22 protein-coding genes and 1 pseudogene are annotated in these 25,014 nt (G+C 41.9%); 12 read left to right on the top strand and 11 right to left on the bottom strand.

Annotated elements, in window-relative coordinates:
* Positions 1–128: 128 nt before the first annotated feature.
* The 3 genes from dut to FTV52_RS01625 all read right to left on the bottom strand — a co-directional run bounded on the left by dut (position 129) and on the right by FTV52_RS01625 (position 3,541).
* Positions 129–581, bottom strand: a complete 453-nt coding sequence (gene dut, locus FTV52_RS01635; RefSeq protein ID WP_004975307.1) for a dUTP diphosphatase — start codon at positions 579–581, stop codon at positions 129–131.
* A gap of 97 nt (positions 582–678) precedes the next feature.
* Positions 679–2,718, bottom strand: a complete 2,040-nt coding sequence (locus FTV52_RS01630; protein ID WP_004975304.1) for a UvrD-helicase domain-containing protein — start codon at positions 2,716–2,718, stop codon at positions 679–681.
* Positions 2,719–2,887: 169 nt separating this feature from the next.
* Positions 2,888–3,541 (bottom strand): OmpA family protein, encoded by a 654-nt coding sequence (locus tag FTV52_RS01625; RefSeq protein WP_179989608.1) that lies wholly within the window; start codon positions 3,539–3,541, stop codon positions 2,888–2,890.
* Between the two features lie 256 nt (positions 3,542–3,797).
* Between FTV52_RS01625 and FTV52_RS01620 the strand changes: the two genes are divergently transcribed.
* The 6 genes from FTV52_RS01620 to FTV52_RS01595 all read left to right on the top strand — a co-directional run bounded on the left by FTV52_RS01620 (position 3,798) and on the right by FTV52_RS01595 (position 8,205).
* Positions 3,798–4,724 carry an acyltransferase gene (locus FTV52_RS01620; RefSeq protein WP_104852413.1) on the top strand — a complete coding sequence of 309 codons (927 nt, stop codon included), beginning with the start codon at positions 3,798–3,800 and terminating at the stop codon, positions 4,722–4,724.
* 15 nt (positions 4,725–4,739) lie between these two features.
* A complete protein-coding gene (locus FTV52_RS01615; RefSeq protein WP_004975298.1) occupies positions 4,740–5,798 on the top strand; it encodes a hypothetical protein in 1,059 nt (352 codons plus the stop codon).
* A 143-nt stretch (positions 5,799–5,941) separates the two neighbouring features.
* Entirely contained in the window at positions 5,942–6,667 is a 726-nt protein-coding gene (minC, locus tag FTV52_RS01610; RefSeq protein WP_004975296.1) for a septum site-determining protein MinC, read from the top strand.
* Between the two features lie 68 nt (positions 6,668–6,735).
* Positions 6,736–7,548, top strand: a complete 813-nt coding sequence (gene minD / locus FTV52_RS01605; RefSeq protein WP_004975294.1) for a septum site-determining protein MinD — start codon at positions 6,736–6,738, stop codon at positions 7,546–7,548.
* Positions 7,549–7,550: 2 nt separating this feature from the next.
* Positions 7,551–7,823 carry a cell division topological specificity factor MinE gene (gene minE, locus FTV52_RS01600; protein ID WP_004975292.1) on the top strand — a complete coding sequence of 91 codons (273 nt, stop codon included), beginning with the start codon at positions 7,551–7,553 and terminating at the stop codon, positions 7,821–7,823.
* Positions 7,824–7,917: 94 nt separating this feature from the next.
* A complete protein-coding gene (locus FTV52_RS01595; protein ID WP_004975291.1) occupies positions 7,918–8,205 on the top strand; it encodes a PA4642 family protein in 288 nt (95 codons plus the stop codon).
* Between the two features lie 130 nt (positions 8,206–8,335).
* Here FTV52_RS01595 and FTV52_RS01590 read toward each other — a convergent pair whose 3' ends face one another.
* Positions 8,336–11,524, bottom strand: a complete 3,189-nt coding sequence (locus tag FTV52_RS01590; RefSeq protein WP_104853253.1) for a DNA translocase FtsK — start codon at positions 11,522–11,524, stop codon at positions 8,336–8,338.
* Positions 11,525–11,865: 341 nt separating this feature from the next.
* Between FTV52_RS01590 and trxB the strand changes: the two genes are divergently transcribed.
* The 3 genes from trxB to FTV52_RS01575 all read left to right on the top strand — a co-directional run bounded on the left by trxB (position 11,866) and on the right by FTV52_RS01575 (position 14,498).
* Positions 11,866–12,819 (top strand): thioredoxin-disulfide reductase, encoded by a 954-nt coding sequence (gene trxB / locus FTV52_RS01585; RefSeq protein ID WP_004975288.1) that lies wholly within the window; start codon positions 11,866–11,868, stop codon positions 12,817–12,819.
* Positions 12,820–12,926: 107 nt separating this feature from the next.
* Complete coding sequence (aat, locus tag FTV52_RS01580) at positions 12,927–13,658, top strand: leucyl/phenylalanyl-tRNA--protein transferase (protein WP_096902699.1); 732 nt, start codon at positions 12,927–12,929, stop codon at positions 13,656–13,658.
* A gap of 24 nt (positions 13,659–13,682) precedes the next feature.
* Entirely contained in the window at positions 13,683–14,498 is an 816-nt protein-coding gene (locus FTV52_RS01575) for an arginyltransferase (protein WP_131261724.1), read from the top strand.
* A 39-nt stretch (positions 14,499–14,537) separates the two neighbouring features.
* Here the strand turns inward: FTV52_RS01575 and rimI are convergent, their stop codons facing one another.
* The 7 genes from rimI to FTV52_RS01540 form a co-directional block, all read right to left on the bottom strand.
* Positions 14,538–14,996: a ribosomal protein S18-alanine N-acetyltransferase gene (gene rimI / locus FTV52_RS01570; RefSeq protein ID WP_178866998.1), complete on the bottom strand. Its 459-nt coding sequence runs from the start codon at positions 14,994–14,996 to the stop codon at positions 14,538–14,540.
* Between the two features lie 106 nt (positions 14,997–15,102).
* Positions 15,103–15,984, bottom strand: coding sequence for a metal-dependent hydrolase (locus FTV52_RS01565; RefSeq protein WP_096902701.1), 882 nt, complete (start codon positions 15,982–15,984; stop codon positions 15,103–15,105).
* A 501-nt stretch (positions 15,985–16,485) separates the two neighbouring features.
* Entirely contained in the window at positions 16,486–17,676 is a 1,191-nt protein-coding gene (tuf, locus tag FTV52_RS01560; RefSeq protein WP_004975768.1) for an elongation factor Tu, read from the bottom strand.
* A gap of 95 nt (positions 17,677–17,771) precedes the next feature.
* Entirely contained in the window at positions 17,772–19,907 is a 2,136-nt protein-coding gene (fusA, locus tag FTV52_RS01555) for an elongation factor G (protein WP_004975278.1), read from the bottom strand.
* A gap of 131 nt (positions 19,908–20,038) precedes the next feature.
* Positions 20,039–20,509, bottom strand: a complete 471-nt coding sequence (gene rpsG, locus FTV52_RS01550; RefSeq protein ID WP_004975277.1) for a 30S ribosomal protein S7 — start codon at positions 20,507–20,509, stop codon at positions 20,039–20,041.
* Between the two features lie 179 nt (positions 20,510–20,688).
* Entirely contained in the window at positions 20,689–21,063 is a 375-nt protein-coding gene (gene rpsL / locus FTV52_RS01545; protein WP_000246374.1) for a 30S ribosomal protein S12, read from the bottom strand.
* A 139-nt stretch (positions 21,064–21,202) separates the two neighbouring features.
* The gene (locus FTV52_RS01540) at positions 21,203–22,711 is read right to left on the bottom strand and encodes an EcsC family protein (protein ID WP_179989606.1); all 1,509 of its coding nucleotides are present in this window, start codon (positions 22,709–22,711) and stop codon (positions 21,203–21,205) included.
* 284 nt (positions 22,712–22,995) lie between these two features.
* On the opposite strand from FTV52_RS01540, the gene FTV52_RS01535 reads away from it, so the two are divergent.
* From FTV52_RS01535 to FTV52_RS14610, 3 genes and pseudogenes are all read left to right on the top strand, one after another.
* A complete protein-coding gene (locus FTV52_RS01535) occupies positions 22,996–24,225 on the top strand; it encodes a beta-ketoacyl synthase N-terminal-like domain-containing protein (protein ID WP_004975268.1) in 1,230 nt (409 codons plus the stop codon).
* An 18-nt stretch (positions 24,226–24,243) separates the two neighbouring features.
* Positions 24,244–24,696: a protoporphyrinogen oxidase HemJ gene (hemJ, locus tag FTV52_RS01530; protein ID WP_004975266.1), complete on the top strand. Its 453-nt coding sequence runs from the start codon at positions 24,244–24,246 to the stop codon at positions 24,694–24,696.
* Between the two features lie 228 nt (positions 24,697–24,924).
* Positions 24,925–25,014 (top strand): annotated as a pseudogene (locus tag FTV52_RS14610) (transposase); the annotation flags it as partial.

The raw sequence follows: 25,014 nt of genomic DNA, 5'->3' as shown, positions 1-25,014 counted from the left end.
TGCAATGGTCTCATCAGAGCTAGTGATTTACTTGTCATTATTAGTACATCTTTCGTTACTTTTCAAGAATTGTTGGTAAAGTTTCAGATAAAACTTTACCAAACGATATAGGCTGAAACCTAAGTAACTTAGTTTTTGCCCGTATGCCCAAAACCACCTGCACCACGTTCGGTGGCAACAAATTCATCTACTTGTTCAAACTTGGCCTGTACCACAGGAACCAAAACGTATTGCGCTAAACGCTCACCAGGTTCTAAGCTAAATGCTGTTTGGCTACGGTTCCACACCGAAACCATCAATTCACCCTGATAATCTGAATCAATCAAACCCACCAAGTTCCCCAACACGATGCCATGTTTGTGACCCAAGCCTGAACGCGGCAAAATCATGCCTGCAAAACCTGTATCTTGAATATAAATCGCTAAACCTGTTTTGACCAAGACTGTTTGACCCGGCTCAATCACGGTGCTGCTGTCTACACAAGCACGTAAGTCCAAACCTGCCGAACCTGCGGTTGCATAAGTTGGCATTGGCCATTCTGTGCCTAAACGTGAATCTAAGACTTTAACTTGAACTTTCATGAAGTTTATCCTGTTTTTAAATTTTCAATTTTCTTTCGATTTTCGATGTGCCATTTGATGCTGTACTTGCATCAATGCCCTAAGTATTTTCAAAAAATTAGCGCTTGATTAAGGCACGTAAATTTTCCAAATAATGCTGTGCCTGTAATTTCGGATCGACATCACCGGCTAACTTTTTCTTACGTCCGAGCCATTCCAATTCATCTTGTGGTAATTCATCCAAAAAACGACTTGGGGTCATTTGTTTCATTTGCCCGCCCGCTTTGCGCTGCTCTGCCAAAGTAATGGTTAAGCCCTGACGTGCACGAGTAATCCCCACGTACATCAAACGGCGTTCTTCCTCGACAGTATCTGCCACAATTGAGTTTTTATGCGGTAAAAGCTCTTCTTCCAAACCAATCAAATACACGTACGGAAATTCCAAGCCTTTGGACGCATGCAGGGTGAGTAAATTGACTTTATCAGTGTCTTCTTCTTCCTGTTGCTGTTCGAGCATATCGAGCAGCACCATTTTACGAATCACGCTTTCAATATTCTTTTCATCGACATCTTCAGCACGGTTAATCAAACTTTGGATGCTGCTATATAGAACTTCGATATTATCTAGCTTGGTTTTTTCCTGCGCAGGGGTAGCTGCTTGCTCTTTAATGTAGTCGATATAACCTGCTTCGAGCATCATTTGACGGATGATTGGCACAGGTTCATCATCTTCCAATAAGTTACGCGTAAAATTGCTAATAAAATCTGAAAACTCTGCCAACTGCGTCGTGGCTTTTTTCGGAATTGCCATGGTTAGGCGCTGATCACCTGCAGCAGCCAATAATGACAAATGGTTTTCCTGTGCAAACAGCCCTAGTTTTTCCAAAGTCACAGGACCAATCGCGCGTTTAGGCGTGTTAATAATGCGTAAGAATGCGCTGTCATCTTCAGGGTTAATAATCAGACGCAAATAACTCATGATGTCTTTGATTTCAGCACGTGCGAAGAATGACTGCCCCCCCGAAAGCTTGTAAGGAATTTGCATTTGACGTAATTGGGTTTCCAGAATACGTGCCTGAAAGTTCCCTCGGTACAAAATTGCATAATCTTTCCAGCTTTTACCATTCATCAGTTTATGCGTGAGTAAGTCTTTAACCACGCGTTCTGATTCATCATCATCATTGCGGCATGTAATTACCCGAATCACTTCACCATGACCTTTATCTGACCACAGTTTTTTGTCAAAAATATGTGGATTATTGCCAATGACGGTGTTGGCCGCTTTTAAAATGCGACTGGTCGAGCGATAGTTTTGCTCAAGTTTAATCACTTTTAAATTCGGGAAATCATCTTTCAGCAAGGCCATATTTTCAGGCTTCGCACCGCGCCAAGCGTAAATCGATTGGTCGTCGTCACCTACCGCAGTGAACTGCCCCATTACGCCCACAAGTAATTTCACCAAGATATATTGTGCGGTGTTGGTGTCCTGATACTCATCGACCAATAAATAACGAACACGGTTTTGCCACTTGTCACGCACTTCGGCATTTTCTTGCAAAAGTCGTGTCGGCATTACAATTAAATCATCAAAATCTACCGCGTTATAGGCACGTAAATTACGTTCATAAAGTTGATATAAATGTGCAAACTGGATGTCTTCTGGCGTTTCGCAGGTGGTATGCGCCTGCTCTGGTGCAATCAGATCATTTTTCCAGTCCGAAATCATCTTCATGGCTTTGGCAATCAATTCTTTGCTTTCTGCACCCGACAAATTATCGCGGTGCATTAAATCCATCAGAATACGTTTACAGTCATCGGCATCCAAAATAGAGAAGTTGGCTTTTAACGGCGTGTGTTTTAATTCAAAACGTAATAAATTCAGACCAAAGGTGTGGAAAGTCGAAACCGATAATCCTTTAGCTTCTTCACGTGACAACAATTTGGTCACACGCTCTTTCATTTCTCGTGCTGCTTTGTTGGTAAAAGTCATCGCTGTAATACGATGCGCAGGAATCCCGCAATGCTTAACCAAATAGGCAATTTTTCGGGTAATCACCGAAGTTTTGCCTGAACCTGCACCTGCAAGCACTAACAAGGGTCCTTGAGTGTATTTCATCGCTTCAAGTTGCTTGTCGTTTAACTGACTTGCCAGTGTCATAGTATTTCCTCTATTTCGGTTCGAGCTCGATTATAGTCATCTCCGCCAAAGATGACTAATCTAAAATGCTACTTTAGACGTCATTGTCTATTTGCTGAGTAGACCCTAGAAATTGCTTGCATAAAAAAACCGCCCGAAGGCGGTTCTTTACAATCTATACAATGCCAGATTATTGGATTGCATAAATGCTGATTTCTACACGACGGTTTTGCTCACGACCTTCTGCAGTAGCATTCGATGCGATTGGGTTTGCAGCACCGTGACCTTGTGCATTAATACGTGAAGTTGATACACCACGGCTAGCCAAGTAGTTTGCAACCGATTGTGCACGTGCTTGTGACAATGGAATGTTGATTGCGTCGTTACCAGTGCTGTCAGTATAACCTGTTACCAAAATACCGCTCTTGTTATCTTGGGTTAGCGTTTGCGCTACTTTGTCCAAGGTAGAATAGAAGTTTGGTTTGATGTTTGATTTGTTAGTATCAAACGTGATGTTACCCGGCATGATCAAGCCAACAGAACCATCGGCATTACGGTTTACTTCTACGCCTGTACCAGCCATTTGTTGACGAAGTTGTTTTTCTTTATTGTCAAGATAAACACCCGCAGCAGCACCCACTACAGCACCAATCGCTGCAGCACGGTTGTTTTGTGCGCTTGTATTTGCGTTACCTTTAGAGACGCCATAACCCGCAGCAGCACCAATTACTGTGCCTAACGCAGTTTTGTCATATTCCATACCACCAAGGTTGTTACCAGTCGTTTGACAACCAGTTAAAACCATTGCCCCTACGACTGCTGCCGAAATTGCTAATGCACGCATGGCATGCCTCCTTACTTGTGTTTTGTTGTATATGCTGAATATTGAATGAAAAAATATACTTAGACCATTGATTTTTTGTTAATAAAAAAACTTTTACTTACAAATATACATGATCATGTACAAATCTTGGTATAACTTCATCACAATTTCTACACACTTTCACTTCAACACTTTTTTATTTTAAAAACAACATTTATATTGGAGTCATCTACAAACACGTGACGCATTGGACGATTTATCTTCAGGATTGATTTATATGTCATCGCAAGCAAAGAAACACCCTTTATTAAAAAAAATCACAAAAGGTCTCACCGTGGGTACAGTCATCACTGGCAGTACATTTTTTCACGGCCCTCCTGTGTTGGCTTTGGGCTTAACCAAACTGTTAAAGCAGTCACGTAAGGTCGATGAAACCAATATTCAAATTACCAACAGTTGGCTCAGTGTAAACAACTGGCTGATTGATCATGTATTACCCAATACCCAATGGGATATCAGCATTGATGAAGATTTGCAACTGAGCATGCAAGGTCGTTATCTCATGACCTGTAACCATCAAAGTTGGGTCGATACCACAGTAAATCAGTATTTTGGCTTAACCCGTATGCCATTGACCCGCTTTTTTACCAAGTGGGAACTGATCTTTATTCCCTTTGTAGGACAAGCCTTTAAAATTTTAGGCTTCCCAATGATGAAGCGTCACAGCAAAGCACAAATTGCCAAAAAACCTGAGCTGAAAGACCGCGATATGGAAGAAGCGCGTAAAGCCTGCCAACAGTTATTAAGTCAGCCCTTTACCCTGCTGAATTATTTAGAAGGCACACGCTTTACCCAAGAAAAACATGATCAACAACAATCGCCTTATCAACATTTATTAAAGCCAAAAGCTGGTGGTTTAGCTTTGGCATTGAATATTTTGGGTGATCAAATTGATGCCTTGGTAGATATGACCATTGTGTACCCAGATGGCGTGCCGGGCTATAGCGAGTTTTGGTTAGGTGAGGTGCCGCGCATTGCGGTGAATTTACGCAAAATTAATATTCCAGATTGGGTGTTGGGCGGCAATTACGAAGATGATGCTGAATATCGTGAGCGTTTTCAGCAATGGGTGCATGAACTGTGGCTGGAAAAAGATCAATTGATTGAAAGCATGCAACAAAAACTTGCAGCTCCGACTGCATAACCATTCAGGTACGCCATGAAAAAGTCTGAAGAACCTGTCATCAAATCCTCTTTTCATCCCCTGCGTAAAGATTCATGGGGATGGAAAATTGCCTTGGCTTATGACTTGTTTTTGATGGGTTTAATCATCTTTAACTTGTTCTGTTTAAGTGCCAATGCCATTTTAATGAGTGATTTTGGCGAATGGTTGTTCGATTTTATTCGTCTACCTGAAATTTTACAGTTTTATCGAACAGAATTGCGCCCTTGGGTGGTGATTACCGAAGGCTGGTTTACCACGTTTTTAATTGTAGAGTTGGGCGTGCGTTGGGGTATTGCAATTATTTTCAAACATCATCAGCGTTGGTGGTTTTTCCCGTTTATTCACTGGTATGAAATTCTTGCAATTATTCCGCAATTGCGTTTTTTACGTTTATTACGTGCCATCGCGATTGGTTACAACCTGCATAGCCATGGCTATAAAGTCATTCCAGACAGTTGGTATAAACGCGGCAACTTTTACTACAACTTGCTAATGGAAGAACTGAGTAGCCGTGTGGTGCTCACGGTACTTAATGGTGTGCAACGTGAATTGACCACCAGTACCACTCACAAACAATTTATTGATGATTTGGTCGAGCATCATCGTCAATTACTCGCGATTGCCCTAGCCGATATTTTGCAGGAATCCTTAGGCAAAGAATTACAAATGCAGCGTCACATGATTGCGAAAAATGTCGGGTTGGTGGTGAATCAAGCCATTGAAGATACGCCTGAACTGACGCAATTGCTGCGCCTGATTCCATTGGTCGGTGGACGTATTGAACAGCAAATTCAAAGTATCGGACAACGATTGGGCGAAAATATCACCCAAGGTTTAATTGAACCTTTTGCACAGCAGCATCAACAAGTACAAAATCCAACTTATCAAATGATTGCTGAAAAAATTAGTCAGATTGAGATTGAACATAATCAGCATATTGATAAATTAGTAGAATCAGCGATATTTGAAAGTTTAGAAGCAATTCGCAAACAAGTAAAAGTTAAACAATGGCAACAAATTTTAAATGAAGGACAACAACACGATATTTCATAAAGGTCTTTCGATAATTTTAGCTAAAACAATGTGAAATATTTTTAGTAACTGAACTAGAGAATTCACCCAATTTGTTCTAGGATTTGCTCTATTTATAAGATGACTTCAACAACCAGCAAAGTTAGAAGTGTTAAGGAATTATTATGGCTGACATACGGATAAAAGGCAGATTGGTCAATGCGATTCGCATTAGCTTAGACACCAATGATCATGATGCGATCCGCCAGCAACTAAGCCCAATGTTGCAAAAATCATTTCCACCAGGGGTTTTGGTGGTCATTGAAAGTTCAGTCGAACAAGAATTGATTGCGCTAATTCAATTGCTAATTAGCCTAGAAGCACAGCCAATTGCTGTGACTGAAGGCATTATGGCAGATCAGGCACGTGCTATTCAGTTCCCTGTCATCCCGCAAGACCGTCCATTGCAGGAAGTGAAAGCCACCAAAGAACAAGTGGTTGAAGTAAAACCTGAACCTGCGGCAGAACAGCAACAGACGGAAAATCAAGTTGCTGAAACTACACCTGCTGTAGCGCATATTACGTCTTATCACGATGAAATTTTGCGTACAGGTCAATGCTTGGTACAACATCAGGGCGACATTATTTTAACCGCAGGCATCAACAGCGGTTCTGAAGTGATTGCTTCAGGAAATATACATATTTATGGTAGTGTACGTGGTAGAGTCATTGCCGGCGCGGGCGGGAATATTGCGGCACGAATTTTCTGTCATTCCCTAGAAGCAGAATTGGTATCTATTGCAGGCACGTATTGCGTGGCGGACGATATTCCTCAGCATGTGACTAAAAAACCTGTGCATATTTACTTAAATGATAACCAAGAGCTTGTATTTGAAGCTCTACAATTTTAATGTATAAATAATCACCAAAAATCCCCAAAAAATATAGGGGAATTTAAACCATAACAGGAGTGGATTCGGTGGCGAAAATTGTTGTCGTAACATCAGGCAAAGGTGGCGTAGGTAAAACCACTACAAGTGCATCTTTTGCAACAGGTTTAGCCCTACGTGGTCACAAAACTGTTGTTATCGATTTTGACGTGGGTTTACGTAACCTTGACTTAATTATGGGTTGTGAACGTCGCGTTGTTTATGATTTTGTGAATGTTTTAAATAATGAAGCGCGTTTACAACAAGCATTAATTCGCGATAAAGATATTGAAAACCTTTATATTCTTCCAGCCTCTCAAACCCGTGATAAAGATGCCCTGACCGATGAAGGCGTGGCACGTATTATGGATGAGCTTGCACAAGAGTTTGATTACATTATTTGTGACTCACCTGCTGGGATTGAGCGCGGCGCTATTTTAGCGATGTATCATGCCGATGAAGCGATTATTGTGACTAACCCTGAAATTTCTTCAGTACGTGACTCTGACCGTATTATTGGTATGCTAGACAGCAAAACTAAAAAAGTAGAACAAAACGAAGGTCGTATCCGTAAGCACCTGTGTATTACACGTTACAACCCAGAACGTGCCGATAAACAAGAAATGCTGACGATTGATGACATTTCTAAAGATATTTTACGTGTACCTACTTTAGGCGTAATTCCTGAATGTAAGAGCGTACTTCAAGCATCAAACGAAGGTAAACCTGTCATTCTGTATAGCGATGCTGCTGCAGGTCAGGCTTATGATGACTTGGTTGCACGATTCTTAGGTGAAGAACGTCCGTTTCGCCATATTGAAGCGAAACCTAAGGGCTGGTTAGCACGATTATTTGGAGCGTAGACATGGCAGGATTTTGGAGCAAATTATTTAGCGGTGAAGATAAGCCATCTAGCGCACAAACAGCAAAAGATCGCTTAAAAGTGATTGTTGCTTCTGAACAAGGTCTTGGTAAACGCTTAAGCCAAGAAAAAATTGATCAGATGAAAAAAGAAATCATGCAAGTGGTAAATCGCTACGTGCGTGGTGTCGATGAACAACATATTCAAATGTCTGTGCGTTCAGAAGCCAATATTGAAATGTTGGAAATGAATATCAATTTGCCTGAAGAGCGATAATCTGAATACTGATTAGTCAAGCAAATTGAATCAGGGCAAAATAACACTAGTTATTTTGCCCTATTTTTTTCAAAAGAATATAAAGGAGATTGCCATGGCATTATCTCAACCTGCGACCTTTAACGAAGCATGGTCGGATGAACGTGTATTTGCCTATTTGAATCAACTTCCACCTGCAGGTGTGAATGCAGATTTTCACGTACTCTATCACGCATTTAAACACATGCGTCCAAGCGACTATGAACGTCTATTGACACAATTTGTTGCCGATGGTCGCGATGTCAATGCCACTAATCCTGAAGGTCAGCGTATTCACGATGTGATTGCTGAATTTCCACGTCAAAAAGATGGTTTTTTAGCAGTTTTAGCCAAGTTTGCTTAAACTGTTTAAACACAATCTCTGGCTAAATTCAGCCAAAAAGATTGAGTGTAAAAAGAAAAAATCCCGCAATTGAATTGCGGGATTTTTTTATAGCACTACTTGATTCAAAATCAAACAGAAAGTGAAAGCTTTACACTAAAATTTCACGTTTCCCATTTGCTCCTTGCTCGCTCACAATGCCTTGCTCTTGCATCTGATCGACAATACGTGCCGCACGGTTATAGCCCAAGCTAAATTTGCGCTGTAAAGATGAGGTCGACACTTTACGTGTTTCCAAAACAAATGCTACACACTGATCATACAACACATCACGGTCTGGACTGCCTTCACCATCTTCAAAACCACGTGAAGATGGTTCTTCATCAAATGGCGTCAAGATTTCATCGACATAGTCAGGATCGCCACGCTCACGCCACGCATCACAAATACGGTTGACTTCATCATCCGAAATAAATGCGCCATGCACACGTTCTGGCTCAATTTTACCCGGCCCTAAAAATAGCATATCACCATGACCAAGCAGGTCTTCTGCACCGCCCGCATCCAAGATAGTACGTGAGTCAATTTTCGAGTTCACACGCAAAGCTACACGGGTTGGAATGTTGGCTTTAATTAGACCTGTGATCACATCCACCGATGGACGCTGAGTTGCTAAGAGTAAGTGAATCCCTGCTGCACGTGATTTTTGTGCCAAACGGGTAATCATTTCTTCCGCTTTCTTGCCCACTTGCATGATCATGTCGGCAAACTCATCTGCCACAATCACAATAGATGGCAATGGTGTTAAACGCGGTGCACGTTCTTGCGTTGCTGAATCTCCCGGCTTCCAAGTTGGATCAATTAAATCTTCACCATTGGCAATAGATTCTTCAACCTTACGGTTATAGTCGCTTAATTTACGAATTTTCAGGAAAGACATTAGCTTATAACGACGTTCCATTTCATTGACACACCAATTTAAAGCGCTGACGGCATCTTTCATATCAGTCACTACAGGCGTCAATAAGTGTGGAATATCGTTATAGTTGGCGAGTTCCAATTGTTTCGGGTCAATCAAAATTAAGCGTAATTGATCAGGCTTGTATTTCAGCAACATCGACAAAATCATCGAGTTCACTGCCACTGATTTACCTGAACCCGTTGTCCCTGCTACGAGCATGTGTGGTGCTTTGCCCAATTCAGTAATCACAGGATTGCCTGAAATGTCTTTCCCCATCGCCATAGATAAAATGCCGTTTGGATCTTCAAAAGCAGGCGTTTGTAATAACTCAATCAAACGTACCATTTCACGTGAACTATTCGGTACTTCAATGCCAATATACGGTTTGCCCGGAATCACTTCGACCACACGTACCGATGCCATCGACATTGAACGCGCCAAGTCACGAGAAATATTGGTTACTTTTGAAGCTTTGACCCCAGGTGCCAAATCCAGCTCAAAACGGGTCACGACAGGACCAGGCTGTGCTTCAACCACTTTGGCTTTGACATTAAATTCCTGTAATTTAATTTCCAGCAATTCCGACAAGCGCGATAATTGTTCTGCGGTGAAGTTCACTTTTTTGTTTGGATCGACTTTATCAAGCAAATCCAAACCCGGTAATGGCGATAAATCACGACGTTTTTCTGCAACCTGCATGGCGCGTGACATCGGACGACCATGTGCATCGGTCAGCGGCGCATCAAAATCAAAGTCATCTTCGTCTAGTGGTTTGCCTGCGGTTTCCTGCCAAGCTTCGATAAATGCTTCTTTGGATAACGCCACTTTTTCTGCTTGTTCAGCCTGTGTAGCAGTCGCTGCGTTTGCCATCACTGCGGCAGTGGCTGCCGTCTGAATAGGTGCCTGAACAAAAGCAGAACTTTGTGCATAGCTACTGGTACTACGCGCTACAGGCGCTTGATCTTGAAATGCATCTTGCTGTAACTCATCACCCAAAAGATCATCCACCAACAAGTCATCTAAACTGTCTAAATCATGCTGCAAATGGCGCTCTTGGCGTACAGCATGATTTTGCGTATTCGAAGCACTTGACGATGGCGGGTTAAAATCTGACTCAAATCTGCTGAGATCATCGTTAAAATTGTGAGCCGTAGGATTCGAGTGCGGATGCACTGTTTCTTGCTGGGTCACAGACTCATCTAAAGTATCCATTGCCCCGCTGTTTTGGAATGGGCTGTGTAAATCACTTGCAGCTTTGCCTTGCGGAACTGCTGCGAGCAATTCATCAAAAATTTGATCATCATCCCAATCTAACGAAGATTTTGCAGTGGCTTGAGATGCCGTAGATGCAGGACGCACTTCATCAAAAGGATTCGATTGTAGATGTGGCTCTGGTTCTTCAGAAGCACGTAATAATGCATGAATGTCTTGGTTATGCTGACTGTCGGTATTTTCTTGTAAAGCACGCCACACTTCGCCTGTCGCAACAATACGCTGGCTGTCTTGTTCTAAGCGATGCGCCTTTTCGATGGTTTTTTCTAACTCAACATCATCAATTTCATCTTGCACCAATAGCTGTTGCTGCGCCTGTTGCTCTTCTTCTTCACGTTGCTGCATGTGATTAAACATACGCTCTGCCGCAGGATGTGGCGCAGTTGTTTCAGCTTCTTTCGCCTGTGCAACCACGGGTTCACTTGCTGCTTCTAAATCAGTTGATGCCACTTCAACAGCAACCACAGGTGCAGCAGCGACAACGGTCTTTTTCACCTGTGGTGTAGAACGGTCAAAGTCAGATTCTGCTTCAGGTACATTGCGATAGAACAAATCTTGCAGATAAGCAGGTGTAGCTTTTAAAGTTGCCCACGTTCTGTTCCACTTCACCCCAAATGCGAGGGTAAATAAGAAAATCCAAAAGACGACTAAAAAAAGTGTTGCTCCATAAATGGTTAAAATTTGCGATAAACTTTTCCCAAGTTCAAAACCAATGATGCCGCCTGAGGCATTGTCTAACGTATCGGCAGGTACTTGCCAAAATAAATACAGCAAACTTGCTGTTGCCAATAAAATGAAGAATTGTGCAGCATAACGAAATGGTCGGTTTAAAAAACTACGTGGCCACCAGACTTGTAAGGCTTCAATAAAAAAATAAGCAGGAAGAAGCAGACTCGCCCAACCTAAAAAGCCAAACAGTAAATCGGCAATCCACGCACCTGCGATTCCACTCGCATTTGAAACCTGTTGGGTGTCACTGGAAATGTGCATCCAACCTGGGTCAAATGGAGTATAGGTCACCGTTGCAAGGAACAGATATATTCCAAAAGAGACCAAAAATAATGTCGCTATTAAGCGATGTGCATAAGCACCCGACACCGCAGTCATATATTGTCCTGTCGCCAATTCTTCATCAATGTTTTTTGTTTGTTCGATGGTCTTAAAAAGCCACCTGATTCGGAGCGTCTGTATTTCATTTAGCTGTGTCATTTAAGTTGCATTTCACGATGCAAGCTTCACCACACAGCAAGCTATAAATTATAACAGACCTTCTATTATGCATGTGTTGCCTAGAAAAAGATGCAAGATTATTGAAGTGTGTTGTTAACTTTTTCTATATAGCTCAAATCGATTTACATGATCAGTAATATCAACTTTAATCACACAGCAAATTCATCCTGTTTCACGTATAATTCCATAAATTTCTAAATAAAAAAAGGATGCTGTGCATGAGCGCTCGTCACTCACGTTTAATTATTTTAGGTTCAGGCCCTGCAGGTTATAGTGCCGCAGTATATGCTGCACGTGCCAACTTAAAACCGACTTTAATTGCAGGCTTACAATTGGGTGGTCAGCTCACCACAACTACGGAAGTTGATAACTGGCCAGGTGATCCTGAAGGTTTAACAGGCCCAGCGTTAATGGAACGTATGCAAGCTCATGCGGAACGCTTTGGCACAGAAATCGTGTATGACCATATCAATGAAGTAAACCTGAATGTGCGCCCATTTGTACTGAAAGGTGATATGGAAGAATTTACCTGTGATGCTTTAATCATTTGCACAGGTGCGACTGCACAATATTTAGGTTTAGAATCTGAAGCAGCATTTATGGGTCAAGGCGTAAGTGCCTGTGCCACCTGTGATGGTTTCTTCTATAAAAACCAAAAAGTGATGGTCGTTGGCGGTGGTAACACGGCTGTTGAAGAAGCATTATACCTGTCTAACATTGCATCACACGTGACATTGGTGCATCGTCGTGATTCACTTCGCTCTGAAAAAATCTTGCAAGATCATTTATTTGCCAAAGAGAAAGAAGGCAAAATCAGCATTCTTTGGAACAACCAAGTTGACGAAGTCTTGGGCGACAACACAGGCGTAACTTCAGTACGTTTAAAATCAACTACCGATGGTTCTACTCAAATTGTTGATGTGTCTGGCTTATTCATTGCGATTGGTCACAAACCGAATACAGGCATGTTCGAAGGTCAATTGAACTTGCGTGATGGTTATATCCAAGTACAAAGCGGCACTTCAGGCAATGCGACTCAAACTTCTGTGGCTGGCGTATTTGCTGCAGGTGATGTGGCCGATTCAATTTATCGCCAAGCGATTACTTCTGCAGGTTCAGGTTGTATGGCAGCTTTGGATGCAGAAAAATATTTAGATGCACTTGGTGAATAATTTAGTGACCAAGTTTAAAGACCGCTCTCCTTGAGCGGTTTTTTTATCACGGCATTTTTAGGTATGATGAAATCAAGTTCATCGTAAAACTTCATACGGCAATTGATATGCACACGCTCCCGGCTTCACAATTCATTTTCCCCGATCCCATTGAAGTTGATCCTGAGGGTGAAGGCTTGATTTGTGTAGGTGCAGACCTTTCCCCTTCAACCTTATATGAAGCCTATACACATGGCTTATTTCCATGGTTTTCAGAAGGTGATCCTATTTGTTGGTGGAGTCCTGAGCCACGTTGCGTGATTATTCCGCAACATTATCAGCCGAGTAAGTCTTTAATCCGCAACATGAAAAAAATGGATTATCGCATTACTGTCAATCATGCCTTTGAACAGGTAATTCGCAATTGTGCCTTGCCCCGTAGCTATGCCAATGAAACTTGGATTTCTGAAGAGATCATTCAAGGTTACAGTCAGCTTTTTGCAGCAGGTTATGGCTACAGTGTCGAAGTTTGGGAGCAAGATCTTTTGGTCGGTGGTTTATATGGGGTCAGCATTGGCAAGGGCTGTTTTGGTGAGTCCATGTTTAGCCATCGCACTGATGTATCTAAAATGGCATTTTATAGTTTGATGCTGCTCGGACAAGAACAACAATTGCCTTGGATTGACTGTCAATTGGTCAATGATCATTTAATTAGTCTGGGCGCATGTACACTTTCTCGCCAAGACTATCTTAAATCGTTACAAGATGTTGTAAAACAGCCTGCAATCAATTGGAAAAAATATCAGGACAGTGTATTTTCAAGTAAAACAATAGCGCAGTATGCGCGCCTATTTGAATGACAATAACAGAGAGGGATCTTGAAAATGAATTCATATCACCCAAAATCCCTGCTAAATGATTTGCAGTATTACATTACTCCGCCGCATGATTGCAGCTATTTACCTGAAAAATCTGCGCGGATGGTTTTTTTAGATCCTGCACATAAAATTGATGTGCTGACTTTGTCTGAACTCTCTCGGGTCGGTTTTCGTCGCAGTGGCGATTTTGTCTATCGTCCTGAATGCCATTTGTGCCGCCAATGCCTTTCTTCACGTATTCCTGTCGCTGAATTTAAAATGAACAGCACGCAAAAGAAAGCTTGGAAACGCAATCACGATTTACAGATCAAAATCACCAAGCCACAAGATGCAGGTGATTTGCATTATGCGCTGTATGAACGCTATATCAATGAACGACATGCCGATGGCGATATGTTCCCTGCCAGCCGTGACCAATTTGAAAAATTCCTAATCCACAGTTGTACCAGCAGCTTCTTTTTAGAGGTTTGGCAAGATGATCGCTTAATTGCAGTATCGACCTGTGATTATTTAGATGATGGTATTTCTGCGGTCTATACCTTTTTTGACCCAGACGAAAGTCGTCGCTCACTCGGAACATTTGCGGTATTAAAACAAATTGAACAGGCACAGCATTTGGGACTGCAATATGTTTACTTAGGTTATTGGGTACCACATTCCAATAAAATGAACTATAAATCGCAATATGTGCCCCTTGAGCTACTGCTTGATGGTCAATGGCGACGCATTAACCGCAGCCTAAATACCGATGAGGTGCAGCAATTGGGAAACTCCTTAATGACCACGCTGCCCTTAGGCTGGAATAACTCCATCATCAAATAAAAATGTAATGATGCAATACTATTTTTGCATCGATCAGATTTACTTAAACAAACTGGCAAAATCATCGCTACAAGATTTCACCATAATAATGGCATGCTCACGTGTGCCATCCGTTTTAGGATAATAATTTTTACGTAAATCAATTTGATGAAAACCTGACTTTTCATACAGGGCTATCGCAGCTAAATTACTTTCACGTACTTCTAAAAAAATCTGCACAGGTTGGTTTTTCAATCCTGCAATAGAATGTTCTAGCAGTTGATAACCTAAACCTTTGCCTTGCTGACTTGGATGTACCGCCATCAACAACAAATTCGCTTCATCCAACACAGGTTGTAAAATACAAAAACCCACCACTTTCCCTGCGTGTTCAATCACGGTACTGTGATAACTGTCCACCGCTTCGGAAAATTGTTTGGCACCCCACGGATGACTTTGTACCAAATTTTCAATCGCAACTACATCAGCGACATCATGGGCTTGCATTAAACGAATCATAAGAAATGATCTTGTGCTGTTCTAAGATGTAGGCATTATAGATTTCACTACAAAAAAATCGAGCAAAAAAAAAGGCAACTTACGTTGCCTGACCAAAGGGAAAAGTTTAAAAGCCTAATTTAGCTTTCCAAGTATTTAATAATGTTGTGGTATCAAAATCGTTAGGATGAAAATTCGGTTTGAAATAGAACAACATTTCTTTGCCCATGCCTGTAATAATCCCTTTAGATGGACTATAGGCATAACGATAAATCATGCGTAAATTTTCCAAATTCAACTGCTCGTCTTGTTTTAGTAAACGCAACAAAAAATAGTTTTGTACAAAAAATAAAGTCAGCATCGAAATAACCAAAGAACTTGTACGTAGTGCATAGGCTTTCAGACCTTTGCCAAACACACCTTCAAATACATCATACGCAACAGCTTTATGTTCGTTTTCTTCAATCGCATGCCACAACCACATAGTTTTCATGGTGTCATCGGTCATCAATTCTTGAATATGTGAATTGGTCAATAATTGTGAGGCAATCGTAGCTGTGAAATGTTCTAGCGCAGTGGTCGCAGTTAAATCTACCATTTTCTGTGTAATGCCAATCGGTTTAGCCAACTTTGCCATAAATTTGCGTGTAGTTTGAATCACAGTATCTGTATAACAATCCAAAGTATCAACATCATGCCCAAATTTCTGTGCAGAGGCATTAAAACCGACATGCTCATGCGTGTGCATGGCTTCTTGTCCAATAAATGCACTGATTTCTTTCTGTAAATCTGCATTGTCTTTCAGCATTGGGTGATAACGCACAGCACGCACACTGTCTATAAAGAACTTCTCACCTGCGGGAAATAACGCAGATAATGCAGTCATAAAATGCGTTAGACCTGCATTACCATTCATCCAATATTCAGGTACAGCATCAAAGTTGAAATTCATTCGACGGACAGGAAAACTCGCCCCTGCACGTTCACTAATACTCACTTTAGCATTCATGTTGCTCACTCCTGAGGTTACAACAATGAAGTCATTCATTTCCTGTAACCCGCTATATTTTTTATTTTTCGGTATGAGTTCATATTACGGTTTTCTGTGCGGTATTTAAGTGCAGTTAAGGACAGTGAGTTGTCAGTTCAGGACATGAGGAATAAAAAATAATGATAAGTGAAATTATTTTTTGTGACGCAAGAGTAAAAAATAGACAATGAAATTATTTTTACGACGCAAGAGTAAAAAAATAGACGATAATTTTTTATGACGTAAGAGCAAGAATAATTAGACAGCAAAATTATTTTTATGATGTAAGAGAAAAAAGGCAACTAAACCGCAGCAAAAGAATGTTCATAAAATGGTTTTAGATTGATTCAAGGTTTAAAGAACAGCTATTTCATCCATCAATACAGTAGGACAAGCTTTCATCCATCTGGAAACTAGCACACAAAATACAGCCATAAAAAAAGCGCCCCAAATGGAGCGCTTTTTCACACTATAAAGTGATTATGCTGTTACTTTAGCAACAACACCAGCACCTACAGTACGACCACCTTCACGGATCGCAAAACGTAGACCTGGGTCCATTGCGATTGGGTGGATTAATTCTACTGACATTTCAACGTTGTCACCTGGCATTACCATTTCAACGCCTTCTTTCAACTGGATTGCACCAGTTACGTCAGTTGTACGGAAATAGAATTGTGGACGGTAACCGTTAAGGAATGGAGTGTGACGACCACCTTCTTCTTTAGAAAGTACGTATACTTCCGCATCGAATTTAGTGTGTGGCTTGATTGTACCTGGTTTAGCAAGTACTTGACCACGTTGTACGTCTTCACGCTTAGTACCACGTAAAAGAACACCACAGTTCTCGCCCGCACGACCTTCGTCAAGAAGTTTACGGAACATTTCTACGCCAGTTACAGTTGTTTTAACTGTGTCTTTGATACCAACGATTTCAACTTCTTCGCCTACTTTCACGATACCAGTTTCTACACGACCAGTTACTACTGTACCACGACCAGAAATAGAGAATACGTCTTCGATTGGCATTAAGAATGCTTGGTCGATTGCACGTACTGGCTCTGGGATGTAAGTATCAAGCGCTTCAACAAGAGCAACTACAGCATCTTCACCATATTGACCTGATTCACCGTTAAGTGCAGCAAGTGCTGAACCACGGATTACTGGAGTGTCGTCGCCTGGGAAGTCGTAAGTAGAAAGAAGTTCACGAACTTCCATTTCAACTAATTCGATTAACTCTTCGTCGTCTACGATATCGCATTTGTTTAAGAATACGATGATGTAAGGTACACCTACCTGACGAGAAAGAAGGATGTGTTCACGAGTTTGTGGCATTGGACCATCAGTCGCTGAACAAACAAGGATCGCACCGTCCATCTGAGCAGCACCAGTGATCATGTTTTTAACATAGTCGGCGTGGCCTGGGCAGTCTACGTGCGCGTAGTGACGAGTTGGAGAATCGTATTCTACGTGAGAAGTATTAATTGTAATACCACGTGCTTTTTCTTCTGGTGCAGAGTCGATAGCAGCGTAATCTTTCGCTTCACCACCAAACTTACGTGCACATACTGTAGCAATCGCAGCTGTTAAAGTTGTTTTACCATGGTCAACGTGACCGATTGTGCCCACGTTAACGTGTGGCTTATTACGTTCGAACTTAGCCTTAGCCATGAGATCTTCCTTTTTAAAACAACTCATGGAGGATCACTCCATGAGCATTAGGTTTTTTAACTATGAATTAGTTTGCGCTTATAGTAATCGAAAGATTACTCGTCGTCACCTTTTTTACCACCAGACTGGAATTTAGCAATGATGCCATCTGCCACGTTACGTGGAGTTTCAGCATATTTAGCAAATTCCATAGAGTAAGTCGCACGACCTTGAGACATAGAACGCATGTGTGTTGCGTAACCAAACATCTCTGCAAGTGGAACTTCTGCACGAATTGCTTTAGTACCACCAGGTAAGTCGTCCATACCTTGAACCATACCACGACGACGGTTTAAGTCACCCATGATATCGCCCATGTAGTCTTCTGGAGTTTCTACTTCAACTTTCATGATTGGCTCAAGAAGAACAGGATCTGCTTTCATGAAACCGTCACGGAATGCGTAAGAACCCGCCATTTTGAACGATAATTCGTCAGAGTCGACATCGTGGTAAGAACCGTCGAATAATGTCGCTTTAATGCCTACAACTGGGTAACCAGCCAAGACACCATTCTTCATACGTTCTTGGATACCTTTGTCTACTGCACCGAAGAACTCTTTAGGTACTACACCACCTACAACTTCTTCAGCGAATTCGTAGTCTTTACCAGCTTCAGGATCAAGCGGCTCTAAACGTACGAATACGTGACCGAATTTACCTTTACCACCAGTTTGACGTACGAATTTACCTTCTTGCTCAATCGTCTTTTTGATCGTTTCGCGGTATGCAACCATTGGTTTACCAATGTTCGCTTCTACGTTGAATTCACGCTTCATACGGTCAACGATGATGTCAAGGTGAAGCTCGCCCATACCCGCAATGATCGTTTGACCAGATTCTTCGTCTGTACGAACGCGGAATGATGGATCTTCTTTCGCCAAGCGACCTAAAGCAACTGACATTTTTTCTTGGTCAGCTTTAGTTTTAGGTTCAACAGCCAATGCAATTACTGGCTCTGGGAATTCCATACGCTCTAGTGTAATTACGTGGTTTTCGTCACATAATGTATCACCAGTGGTTGTATCTTTAAGACCTACACACGCTGCGATGTCACCTGCACGAATTTCTTCGATGTCGTGACGGTCATTTGCGTGCATCTGTACGATACGACCAATACGCTCACGCTTCATTTTCACTGGGTTATAAACCGGGCTACCCGCTTTAAGAACACCAGAGTAAACACGTACGAACGTTAAGTTACCAACGAATTTGTCGTTCATGATTTTGAACGCTAACGCTGCGAAAGGAGCTTCGTCAGATGCTTCACGAGAACCTTCAGTTTCGTCTTTGTCGTCTAAGATACCTTTGATCGCTTCAACGTCAGTTGGTGCAGGTAAGAATTCAATTACTGCGTCCAACATACGTTGAACACCTTTGTTTTTGAACGCCGAACCACACATTGCAGGTTGAATTTCACCCGCTAATGTACGTTGACGTAAACCAGCAACGATTTCTTCTTTAGAAAGTTCGCCATTTTCTAGGTACTTGTCCATGAGTTCTTCTGATGCTTCTGCAGCAGCTTCAACCATGTTAGTACGCCATTCTTCAGCAGTTGCTTGAAGGTCAGCTGGAATCTCACCGTATTCAAACTTCATACCTTGTGAAGCTTCATCCCAGATGATTGACTTCATTTCGATTAAGTCAACAACACCTGTGAATGTGTCTTCTGCGCCCACTGGAACAACGATAGGCACTGGGTTTGCACCCAAGCGAGTTTTCATTTGTTCAACAACGCGGAAGAAGTTTGCACCTGTACGGTCCATTTTGTTCACGAACGCTAAACGAGGTACTTTATATTTGTTTGCTTGACGCCATACAGTTTCAGACTGAGGTTGTACACCACCTACAGCACAGTAAACCATACATGCACCGTCAAGAACACGCATAGAACGCTCAACTTCGATTGTGAAGTCAACGTGTCCTGGGGTGTCAATTACGTTAATACGGTGTTGGTCAAATTGGTTACCCATACCTTTCCAGAAGCATGTTACAGCTGCTGAGGTAATAGTAATACCACGTTCTTGCTCTTGTTCCATCCAGTCAGTTGTTGCTGAACCTTCGTGAGTTTCACCAAGTTTGTGACTTTCACCTGTATAGAACAAAATACGTTCTGAAGTTGTTGTTTTACCCGCATCGATGTGCGCAGAGATACCAATGTTACGGTAACGAGAAATTGGGGTTTGACGTGCCATGATTTCTAGCATTCCTAAATTTTGTTGTTTAAAACAGGACGCTTTAAGCTGCCTAGCAACTTAAAGCGATTTGATGACAATTCAGTGACAACCGATTCATCACCCTCCTGATTAGGGCCTGTTTTATCCGCTTAGAAACGGTAGTGAGAGAAGGCTTTGTTGGCTTCAGCCATACGGTGCACATCTTCACGTTTTTTGATCGCTGCGCCTTTACCTTCAGATGCATCAAGCAACTCGCCAGCAAGACGTAACGCCATAGTTTTTTCAGAACGCTTAGCAGCAGCATCTACCAACCAACGCATCGCTAAAGCAGTACGACGGGATGGGCGTACTTCCATAGGAACTTGATAAGTAGCACCACCAACACGGCGTGCTTTTACTTCGACCATTGGACGAACTTTTTCAAGCGTAGCTTCAAAAAATTCAACTGGGTCTACTTTAGATTTTTCTTGAACGCGGTCTAAAGCACCGTAAACGATACTTTCAGCAATAGATTTTTTACCATCTTGCATTACGTGGTTCATGAATTTAGCGATTGTTTGGCTGCTGAATTTAGGATCCGGAAGGATTTCACGAGCAGCGACTACGCGACGTCTTGGCATTTTAAACTACCTATAAATATGACACTTCAGGGTGATCCAGCCGTAGCACAAAGTGTCGTGTGCATTTCGCTGGCCTTACTACACGTCGCTTGAATTTCACAAAATTAAATGCAGAAATCAGACAAGCGAGACGATAAAGGATTGCAGTTCTACGAACTAAGAGTTTAATCTTTAAAAGATTATTTCTTAGGACGTTTAGCACCGTATTTAGAACGTGACTGGTTACGATCTTTCACGCCAGCACAGTCTAAAGAACCACGAACGGTATGGTAACGTACACCTGGTAAGTCTTTAACACGACCACCACGGATAAGAACAACACTGTGCTCTTGTAGGTTGTGACCTTCACCACCGATGTAGCTAGAAACTTCAAAACCTGAAGTTAAGCGAACACGGCAAACTTTACGCATTGCTGAGTTAGGTTTTTTAGGTGTAGTTGTGTAAACACGTGTACAAACACCACGACGTTGTGGACAAGCCTTCAACGCAGGAACTTTTGATTTTTCAACCAAAGTCGTACGACCCTTACGGATCAACTGATTTGTTGTTGCCATGTGGCAATTCTCCCGTTAATAAAAAGCCCCAAAAACATACTACTTTTTGAGGGCATGCAATTGTAAGCGAAGATAGAAAAATGGTCAATATTTCATAGGCAGTTAAAATACCAACCAAATTTCTACTTATCACTTGTTTTTATTCAGCTTTTGGCTTGCGAGTACTTGTACGAGTTCTCGGCTTTTTTGTAACCTGCTTTGCAGTTTCTGTACTTGATGTTACTGGATTTTCCGAAACAGTTTCAGCCACTTGGGTTGAATCTTCCACAGGCTCTAAAGCATCTTCCAGCATATATTCATCAATTTCTTCTGCAGGTACAGCAGGTTTTTGCGATGCAACTTCAGCATGTGGCTCTAGCATTTGATCTGCCAATTCTTCTAGACCTTGCTGAATATTTTCATCGAGCTGTGCTGCAGTTGTTTCCACTTTGTCCGATTTTTTCTGCACTTTTACCGCTCGGATACTTTCATGGTCTGATACGGTTTGCACTAAAGCATCTGACGGCGCAGATTCCGCGCGCTCTTGCCCCGCTACTAATTCATCTTGCTCCGCATGTTTAGCTTCATTGCCCTTCAATTGCTCCAAGAGTTTAGGCGCAGCCTGTGCCAGCAATTCCAACGATTTTTCATACGCATGAATGGCAGATAAATTGCTGTCTTTATGCTGAATTAAATAGCTACGGGCATTGGAAAATACTTGCTGTGCCTTGTGATGCACATCTTCCACTAATTTCCAGCTATATACCGCACTCACCGATGCGGTTGCTACAGGCGTGAGTTTATTCAACATGGAAAACTTAGGTACATGATTCAACCACGGCCATTTGACTTGACCTTGCTCATTTAAGAAGTATTTCTTTAATACCTCATAATCATTGCTTGAACCGAGCATATTTTGTAATTGATGCACATCATGAGTTTGCAGCATATTAGATAAGGTTTTTAGCCCCATCAACACTGCTTGCTTTTCTGCAATGACGCCTAAATCAATTTGTTTAAAAATAAACTGAACAATTTCTTGCTCGGTGTCTTTGTTCAGTTCAAAACCGTATGCACGTCCCACCTGATAAATGGTACGCAAAGACATCACAATAGATGCAGGCACATCAATAGTTGAACCGATTACTCCTGTTGCACCTGTCAATGCGCCTTGCAGTGATGCAATCCATTTATTTTGTTCTGCAAGTGCCTGACTAATTCGTTTAGAACGATCTACATCTTGAGTCAATTCTTCTAAATCGCGCACACCTGCTTGATCAAGCACATCATCAACAGAGCTAATATTGGAGGTAAAACTATTCAGCTGATCAAATAAATAATCTGAAATTTTGTCGGAAAAATCGGGCGACACAAAACTCGCTACCTGATTGACGCGATTATAGTGACGTCCTAAAAGCTGACGTGAAACTTGTGGCACATGCTGTCTGAGCATGTGTTGAGGATTGTCATACTGACGCGCTTGAAAAGCACTAAAACTACGTGCCTGACCTTCAATAATTTGCCCTGATTTTGCACTGTGCTCATCCTTCGCTACAGTACCCGGTGCAACTTGCTGCAATACATGGATGCCTGTACTGCTGAGCTTTTTAGCCACCCCAATCGCATTCGAGAAGAATCCGCTTGATTGTTTATTCTTGGAATCTGACATTCTTACTCCTCATTTTTAATTTCTATGATTTATGGGTAGATACTAGGTGTAGTCTAAGTTTATCTCAATATGATTGTGTATCTTTTGGTTGGCTTCCTGCATCTCATTTGCCGCTTCACTGCGGTTTGATCTTCCCTGCAAAGTGGCATCATATTTGCCATAAGAATTCAAAATTCTTTCTGCTATTATGAACGCAATTGTAAGACATGAGTCATACCGTATCAGCGATTGCTTGGCAGTCACGGTGTTCGGCTCAACATTATCACCATAAAAGGGATCTGTAGATGAAACGTGTTGTAATCACCGGCATGGGCATTAACTCGTGCATTGGTAATACTTTAGAAGCTGTGACTCATTCTTTACAAAACGGTATTTCTGGGACACGTTCCAACCCAACTTATGCTGAACTTAATTTCAAAAGCCACGTAAGTGCAGCAGCAGAACAAAACTTTAACCACATTGACCGTAAATTAAAACGCTTTATGGGCGTGTGTGCGATGTACGCTTACAACGCTGCAGTAGATGCGATTGAACATGCGGGCTTAAAGCAAGAAGATTTAGCAGGCAACCCACGTTACGGTATCGCGGGTGGTTCAGGCGGTAACTCAACTGCATCTGTTGCAGAAATGATTGAGCTACTTGAAGAAAAAGGCGCACGTAAAATTGGCCCGTTCTTCGTACCACGTAACATGTCGAACACGATTACGGCAAACTTGGGTGTTGCGTTCAAATTACAAGGTATCGCGCACTCAATTACCAGTGCATGCGCAACTTCTGCCGATGCAATTGGTTATGCCTACAACCTAATTCAATTGGGTAAACAAGATTTAATGCTTGCAGGTGGCGGTGAAGAAGATCACTGGTCACAAAGCTTATTGTTTGATGCGATGGGTGCTTTGTGTTCTAAATACAACGACACACCAGAAACAGCATCTCGTCCGTACTCTGCAGACCGTGATGGTTTCGTCATTGCAGGTGGTGGTGGTTTCGTGGTTCTTGAATCACTTGAACACGCACAAGCACGTGGTGCAAATATTTTAGCTGAAGTGGTTGCGTATGCTGCAAACTCTGACGGTGCAGACATGGTTGCACCAAGCGGTGAAGGTGCAACACGTTGTATCTTGATGGCTTTAGACGAAGCGAAACAACACGGTGTAGACGCAATTGACTATGTGAACACACATGGTACTTCTACTCCAGCAGGCGACGTGACTGAATTGAAAGCCATGGAACGTGCGTTTGGTGAAGGTAAAGTGCCTGCTCTTAGCTCAACGAAGTCAATGACTGGTCACAGCTTGGGTGCTGCAGGCGTTCAAGAAGCAATTTATTCTGTCTTGATGATGCAAAACGACTTCATTGCACCAAACATCAACGTCACTGAACTTGATGAAGGCGCGAAAGCATTTGATATCGTACTTGAAAAACGCGACACAAAATTGAATACTGTGATGAGTAACAGTTTTGGTTTTGGCGGTGTAAATGCCTGCCTTATTTTCAAGAAGTGGGATGAATAATCTCCTATAGGATAGTCGATGGATGCACCTTCTGATGCTTTTTTATGGGTAAAAGCATTACATATTATTGCCGTGGTTTGCTGGTTCGCTGCATTGTTCTACTTACCACGTTTATATGTTTACCATGCCATGAGTGAAGATACACTGAGCCATCAGCGTTTTGAAATCATGGAGCGCAAGTTGTACCGAGGGATTATGTGGCCGTCTATGATTGCCACCCTCATCACGGCACACTTTTTGGTAGATTGGGGCGATGCGACCCGCAATTACCACGATGCGTTATGGTTTTACCTGAAAGTAGCATTGGTCGGTTTATTGGTGATTTACCATTTGGTTTGTGGCTATTACCGCCAAAAACTGATTGGCAATGCGCATTATAAATCACACAAGTTCTGGCGATTCTTCAATGAAATGCCGACTGTGCTGCTATTAGCGATTGTAATTTTAGTCGTGGTAAAACCACAGTTCTAAAATTTGAAACGCCAAGTATCCTGACATCTCAACCTGATTCGGTTGTAAAAAAACCTCAGTGCAAAGAACTGAGGTTTTTTTATGGGTGACAACTAAAAACAGCACTTATGCTTTAATTCAACGTATTTGTGAGTAAGGCTGAAAGCCCAATGCCGCTGCTTGTTTCTGCTGAGATTGAGGAATCGTGACAATATAGTCAAATCATTATAAAACCAATACAATGGTGCAATGAGTTATTCAGAACATTTTAGACGTAAAATTTTAGCTAAGCTTGAGGAAGGTTATTCTATTCGAGCAGTAGCTGCACAATTTGAAATT

Source organism: Acinetobacter sp. YH1901141 (assembly GCF_013416935.1).
Lineage (GTDB): Bacteria > Pseudomonadota > Gammaproteobacteria > Pseudomonadales > Moraxellaceae > Acinetobacter > Acinetobacter towneri.
Note: the sequence above shows the minus strand (reverse complement) of the source record. Positions and strands in the feature narration are given on the sequence as shown.